The organism is Mycoplasma todarodis, assembly GCF_004335995.1.
Taxonomy (GTDB): domain Bacteria; phylum Bacillota_I; class Bacilli_A; order Mycoplasmatales; family Metamycoplasmataceae; genus Mycoplasma_K; species Mycoplasma_K todarodis.
In genome coordinates this window covers 1-6,094 of sequence record NZ_PSZP01000057.1, presented here as the reverse complement: position 1 = coordinate 6,094, position 6,094 = coordinate 1, and the positions used below count along the sequence as shown (strand labels likewise).

The 6,094-nt window shown below is 33.3% G+C and carries 6 protein-coding genes and 1 pseudogene; all 7 read left to right on the top strand.

What is annotated here, in order from left to right; translation table 4 throughout:
- Nucleotides 1-323: 323 nt before the first annotated feature.
- Nucleotides 324-1,571 (top strand): serine hydroxymethyltransferase, encoded by a 1,248-nt coding sequence (gene glyA, locus C4B25_RS04495; protein ID WP_131613943.1) that lies wholly within the window; start codon nucleotides 324-326, stop codon nucleotides 1,569-1,571.
- A gap of 170 nt (nucleotides 1,572-1,741) precedes the next feature.
- The gene (locus tag C4B25_RS04490) at nucleotides 1,742-2,062 is read left to right on the top strand and encodes a hypothetical protein (protein WP_131613941.1); all 321 of its coding nucleotides are present in this window, start codon (nucleotides 1,742-1,744) and stop codon (nucleotides 2,060-2,062) included.
- A 78-nt stretch (nucleotides 2,063-2,140) separates the two neighbouring features.
- Nucleotides 2,141-2,905, top strand: coding sequence for a F0F1 ATP synthase subunit A (locus C4B25_RS04485; protein WP_131613939.1), 765 nt, complete (start codon nucleotides 2,141-2,143; stop codon nucleotides 2,903-2,905).
- Nucleotides 2,906-2,927: 22 nt separating this feature from the next.
- Nucleotides 2,928-3,251: an ATP synthase F0 subunit C gene (gene atpE / locus C4B25_RS04940; protein WP_131613937.1), complete on the top strand. Its 324-nt coding sequence runs from the start codon at nucleotides 2,928-2,930 to the stop codon at nucleotides 3,249-3,251.
- Between the two features lie 5 nt (nucleotides 3,252-3,256).
- Nucleotides 3,257-3,799, top strand: a complete 543-nt coding sequence (atpF, locus tag C4B25_RS04475) for a F0F1 ATP synthase subunit B (RefSeq protein ID WP_131613935.1) — start codon at nucleotides 3,257-3,259, stop codon at nucleotides 3,797-3,799.
- Nucleotides 3,799-4,302 carry an ATP synthase F1 subunit delta gene (gene atpH, locus C4B25_RS04470; RefSeq protein ID WP_131613933.1) on the top strand — a complete coding sequence of 168 codons (504 nt, stop codon included), beginning with the start codon at nucleotides 3,799-3,801 and terminating at the stop codon, nucleotides 4,300-4,302. Before atpF ends, atpH begins: the two co-directional genes overlap by 1 nt.
- A pseudogene (gene atpA, locus C4B25_RS04465) lies at nucleotides 4,302-5,828 on the top strand (F0F1 ATP synthase subunit alpha); the annotation flags it as partial. The gene atpH and the pseudogene atpA, both read left to right, overlap by 1 nt.
- Between the last annotated feature and the right edge of the window lie 266 nt (nucleotides 5,829-6,094).

The window sequence follows — 6,094 nt, the reverse complement described above, 5'->3', positions numbered from 1 at the left end:
AGTTTCAAAATACCTAAAAGGACACGGAGCTAAAGCTATCTCAATGGCTAGATTCCAAGTTGGAGAAGGTATTGTTAAAGAAGAAGCAGATTTCGCAGCAGAAGTTGCAGCACAAATGGGTGCATAATTAAAATAATTAATTTTAAACAACCTTAATGGTTGTTTTTTTATTGCTTAAATGAATTAAAATATTTAAGTATAAAAGAATTTAAAATAAGAAGCTTTTATAACTTTGTTAGTTTTTTCTCATTGTGATTAATATTTTTAAAATAGATGATTATAATTAACACAAAGAGGGAAATCTTTTATAAAAAGGAGAAAAAATGTATAAGAAAATTGAATTAGAAGATAAAGTTATTGAGAATGCAATAAACAAAGAGTTTGAAAGGCAACAAACACATATTGAGTTAATCGCTTCAGAAAACTATGTTTCAGATGATGTTATGAAAGCAACTGGTTCAGTGTTAACAAATAAATATGCTGAAGGGTATCCAGGTAAGCGTTATTATGATGGTACAGAATTTGTTGATATTGTTGAGAATGCTGCAATTGATAGATTAAAAGAGCTTTTTAACGTTGAATATGCTAATGTTCAAGCACATTCAGGATCATCTGCAAATGCTGCCGCTATCGCTGCTGTTATTAAACCAGGAGAAAAAATACTTGGTATGTCATTGGATGCTGGTGGACATTTAACACATGGGTATAAAATTAATTTTTCTGGTAATTTTTATGAAACAGCAACTTATGGAGTTGATGATAATGGTTTAATTGATTATGATGAAGTTATGAAAATAGCTAAAGAAGAAAAACCACAACTTATTATTTGTGGAGCTTCTGCATATTCAAGGGTTATTGACTTTAATAAATTCAAGGAAATTGCTGATGAAGTTGGAGCTGTATTAATGGCTGATATTGCACATATTTCTGGATTAGTAATTGCGGGGATACATCCAACACCAGTTGGACTTGCAGATATAATTACATCAACTACACACAAGACACTCCGTGGAGCAAGAGGTGGAGTTATTATGACTAATGATGAAAAACTTGCTAAGCAAATTAACAGATGAATTTTCCCTGGATATCAAGGTGGTCCACTATTACACTCGATTGCAGGTAAAGCAGTAGCATTTGGAGAAGCTTTAAAACCTAGTTTTATTGAATATCAAAAACAAATTGTTAAGAATGCACAAGCATTTGCAAATTGATTTATCGAAAATGGATCACCAGTAATCTCTAATGGTACAGACAATCACTTATTTATCGTTGATGTAAAAACTGGGTATGGAATTACAGGTAAAAAAGCATCTAGCATCTTACAATCTATAGGAATAACTATAAATAAAAACACAATACCTAACGATACAGAATCTCCTTTTGTAACATCAGGTATCCGTCTAGGAACTCCAGCCATGACTTCAAGGAATTTAAAAGAAAAAGAGTTTATTGAAATAGCTGAAATAATAGACTCAGCATTGAAAAATTCTGAAAAAGATGAAATTATTAAAGAACTTAAAAATAGAGTTTTTGATTTAACTAAAAGATTTCCAATTGTAACTAAATATTAGTTACTTTTTTATATCTTTAAATTTAATATATTACTTGATTTTTCAAGAAAAAAGAGTAGAATTAAATTGGGTATTACAAAGTAATATTATAATTATCACAAGACTTCGGCCTTCGTACCGTGTTTTTTGTTATTAAAAAATGACTTCCTAAATATACCCGGAGGCAAAAAGTGCTAAAAGATAAATACATTCGTAAAATTGCTATTACACTTGCTATTATCAGTACTATTTTGATAATAGCTTTTGGTATAGCGACAATTTGAAACTATACTCTTTTAATTGGATTTGTTATAGGACTTTCAGTATCTATAGCAGCATTCATTTTCAATGCCTTCTCAGCTAAATGATTACTCTCAAAAAAGAGGAGTAAAAGATTAGCTTCCTTTATAGGAATTGCAAGAATAACTTTTCAGATGACATGATACGTCATATGAGTATTCGCTATCATCGCAATTGATAGTGCAGTACAAGGTTATGGATTTGGCGGATAGTAGGAATTAGTATGGTGGCTATAAGCATAGTCGTTGCTCACATCCCAAGTTTCTTTAAGAGACATAAGGAGAGTGAAGATGGACAAAGTAGCAAAAAACATTAACAAATGATGACAACCACAACTTGTTTCACTAGTATTGGTAACTATCTTACTAGTAGTTATCGCAATAATCGTATATAGTAAAGTTAAAAAAATCAAACCAAACGAAGCACCGAAAGGTGTGGCATTCGTTGCAGAACAATATGTAATGGGAGTTGACAACCTATTTAAATCAGTTGCCGGAAAAGATAAGCTACAACCAGTAGCACCATATATCTTTACACTATTAACATTCTTAATGGTGGGTAACTTATTTGGACTAATTGGTCTAGAACCGCCTACAACATCATATTCAGTACCCCTAACTTTAGGAATGGTATCTTGAATTGGTATTTATGTTGTTGGAATAATCTATCAAAAACATAGATTCTTCAAAAGGTTCATAAATCCCCTAGAATTAATTGGACAATTTACACCGCTAATTTCAATCTCTTTCCGTTTATTCGGAAATATGATTGGTGGTGCTACAATCATGTTCCTAGTCTACCACTTGACTGGAGCTATATGATCACATGTACCATACCTAGGAGAAGTAAACTTATTAGGATCGCTATTAGCGCCTCCACTACATTTCTACTTTGATGTATTTGACGGTATTATTCAAGGATTCGTATTTACACTGCTTACAACAGTTTATTGATCACTTGAAGCTTCTGAGGGCGAAGAACGTCCTGTAGAAAAAGATGAAAAAGTTATTGCATTTGCTAAACAAAAAGGAAAACTAAAAACAAAAGAAGCCTAGAGCTTAAAATAAGGAGAAAATTATGACATCACAAATAATTGAAGGAATTAATAAATCAGTTGCCTCTGTAGGTAAAGTTGCAGCAGAAAAAGGACAAGCAGGTATTTCAACAGGTGCTGGTCTAGCTTACGGTCTAGTTGCTGTTGGTGCTGGACTTGCTATGGTTGGTGCAGCTGGTGCTGGTGCTGGTCAAGGTATTGCTGCTGGTAGAGCTGCTGACGCTGTTGGTAGAAACCCAGAAGCAGAAGCTAAAATCCGTACAATGATGATTGTTGGTTCAGCTATCGCCGAATCTGCAGCTATCTATGCTCTAATCGTTTCAATTCTTCTAATCTTCGTTTACTAATTTAAATGAATAAAATTTTAATCAAGACACAAAACAACAGTATATCAGCTGATTTAAATGAAAAATTCAGTGCGTTGTTTCCATCTTGAGTAACAATTGTAGCTACTGTTTTAGCCTTTACAATTCTTTTAGTAGTTCTTACACTATTAGTGTGAAAACCAGTTAAGAAAATGGTTAAAGATAGACAAGCATACATTCAAAACAATATCGATGAAGCTGCAGCACAAAACGCTGAAGCATCAGATGATAGAGAAAAAGCTAATCAAGAGTTAGTAGAAGCAAGAGTTGAAGCAGCACAAATTGTTGCTGATGCTAAATTTGAAGCTGAAAAAAATAGAACATCTATTAAAAAGCAAGCAAAAGAAGAATCAGAAAAAATTCTTGCAGGTGCTAAAGAAGAAATCGAAGCAGAAAAAGTTAAACTAGCAAAAGATACAAAGAAAGAAATTGTTGAAGTTGCTCTAGCTGCTGCTGCTAAGATTGTCGAAAAAGAAGTTGATTCAAAAGTTAATAGAAAACTTGTTGAAGACTTCGTGGCACAACCATAATGCAATTACATGTCAATGGATATTCACTTGCATTACTTGATATAGCACAAGAAGAAAAGAAACTAGATAATTACAAAGAACAAGCGATGGTTATTGTTGAGGTCTTTACAAAGAACCCAACATATATTAATATTCTTGGATCATATGCAATTGATACCCAAGAAAGATTAGCATTGGTTGAAAAAGCATTTTCAAACAAACTTGAACAATGTTTAAAGAATTTTATTTCACTTTTAGTAGAAAAGAAAAGAGTGGAATATATAGTACCCTCATTAAAAAGATTAATCTCATTAATTAATGAAGAGAAAAATATTCATGAAGGTATCGCATACTCAGTTTCTAAACTAACTGCAAAACAACTAAAAGATATTTTAGTTAACAAACTTGATTCTGAATTAATTTCAGGAGTTAAGGTCGTTGTTGGGGATCAAGTAATTGATAACTCAATAGCCACAAAATTACAAAATTTAAGACAACAACTATTAGAAGGGCAGGTACAATAATGGCCTTAAAAGCAAGCGACATTAGTGCTGTAATAAAGTCACAGATCAAAGCATACGGATCTAAAATTGAAACCGCAGAAATTGGAACAGTTATTTCTGTTGGTGACGGTATTGCTCTAGTATCAGGTCTTGACAAAGCAATGCTTGGAGAACTATTAGAGTTCGATGGCGGAGTTTACGCAATGGCACTTAATCTAGAAGAAGATGCTGTCGGAGCCGTACTTATGGGTTCAGACATCAACATTAAAGAAGGGGACACTGTTAAAAGAACTGGGAAAGTTATTTCTATTCCAGTAGGTGACCAATTACTTGGACGTGTAGTTAATGCACTTGGACAAGCACAAGATGGTGGGAAAGCTATTGACAAGAAAATACAAAAGGAAATATTCAAAATTGCTCCTGGTGTTATGTCTCGTAAAGAAGTTAACGAACCATTAGAAACAGGTATTGTAGCGATTGACTCAATGATTCCTATTGGGAAAGGTCAACGTGAATTAATCATTGGAGATAGACAAACTGGTAAAACAGCTATTGCTCTTGATGCAATCATTAACCAAAAAGGTAAAAACGTAAACTGTGTTTATGTTGCTATCGGACAAAAAAACTCAACAGTTGCACAAATTGTTGAAAAACTTAAAGCTGCTGGTGCAATGGAATATACAACTGTTGTTACAGCTACAGCTTCAGAGTTAGCTCCTCTGCAATATATAGCTCCTTATTCAGGTGTTACAATTGCTGAAGAATGAATGGAACAAGGGAAAGATGTTCTTATTGTATATGATGACCTTTCTAAACATGCTGTTGCATATAGAACACTATCATTACTATTAAGAAGACCACCTGGTCGTGAAGCTTACCCTGGTGACGTTTTCTACCTACACTCTCAATTATTAGAGCGTGCAGCTAGAGTTAATGAAGAATATGGTGGTGGTTCAATTACTGCATTACCAATCATTGAAACACAAGCTGGAGATATCTCAGCATATATTCCAACAAACGTTATTTCAATCACTGATGGTCAAATATTTACAATGTCTGACTTATTCAACTCAGGGCAAAGACCTGCCGTAGATCCTGGTTTCTCAGTTTCTCGTGTTGGTTCAACAGCTCAAATTAAAGCGATGAAAAAAGTTTCGGGTTCACTTAAACTAGAACTAGCTCAATATAACGAAATGGCAGCTTTTGCTCAATTCGGTTCTGATTTAGATCAATCTACAAGAGAAATCCTTAATCATGGTGGACGTGTATTAGAAGTTCTTAAACAAGGACAATATGCACCTATAAACCAAATTGATCAATCAATCGTTTTACTTGCAGTAAAAGAAAGACTGATTAATCCAATTCCAGTTTCAGAAATGGGTAGATTTAAAAATGAACTAATTAAATTCTTCTCTACTGATGAAAAAGCCAAAGGACTTAGAGATGCATTAGCATATACTAAAGAATTTGACGACCTACTAGAAGACAACATCAAATACATCATTTATGAATTTGTTAAAAAATTCGTAAAATCAATTGAAAATTACAACGAAAAAGACAATGACAAATTACCAGAAGTTGCAAAACCAGGTACATATAAAGCGCCAGTTAAAAAAGTTGTTAAAAAAGCTCCAGCTAAAAAAGCAACCGCTAAAAAAACAGTAGCTAAAAAAGCTCCAGCTAAAAAAACAACCGCTAAAAAAACAGTAGCTAAAAAAGCTCCAGCTAAAAAAGCAACTGCTAAAAAAGCAACAACTAAAAAAACTACAGCAAAAAAACCTGCAACTAAAAAAGTTACTAAAGCAAAAACAAC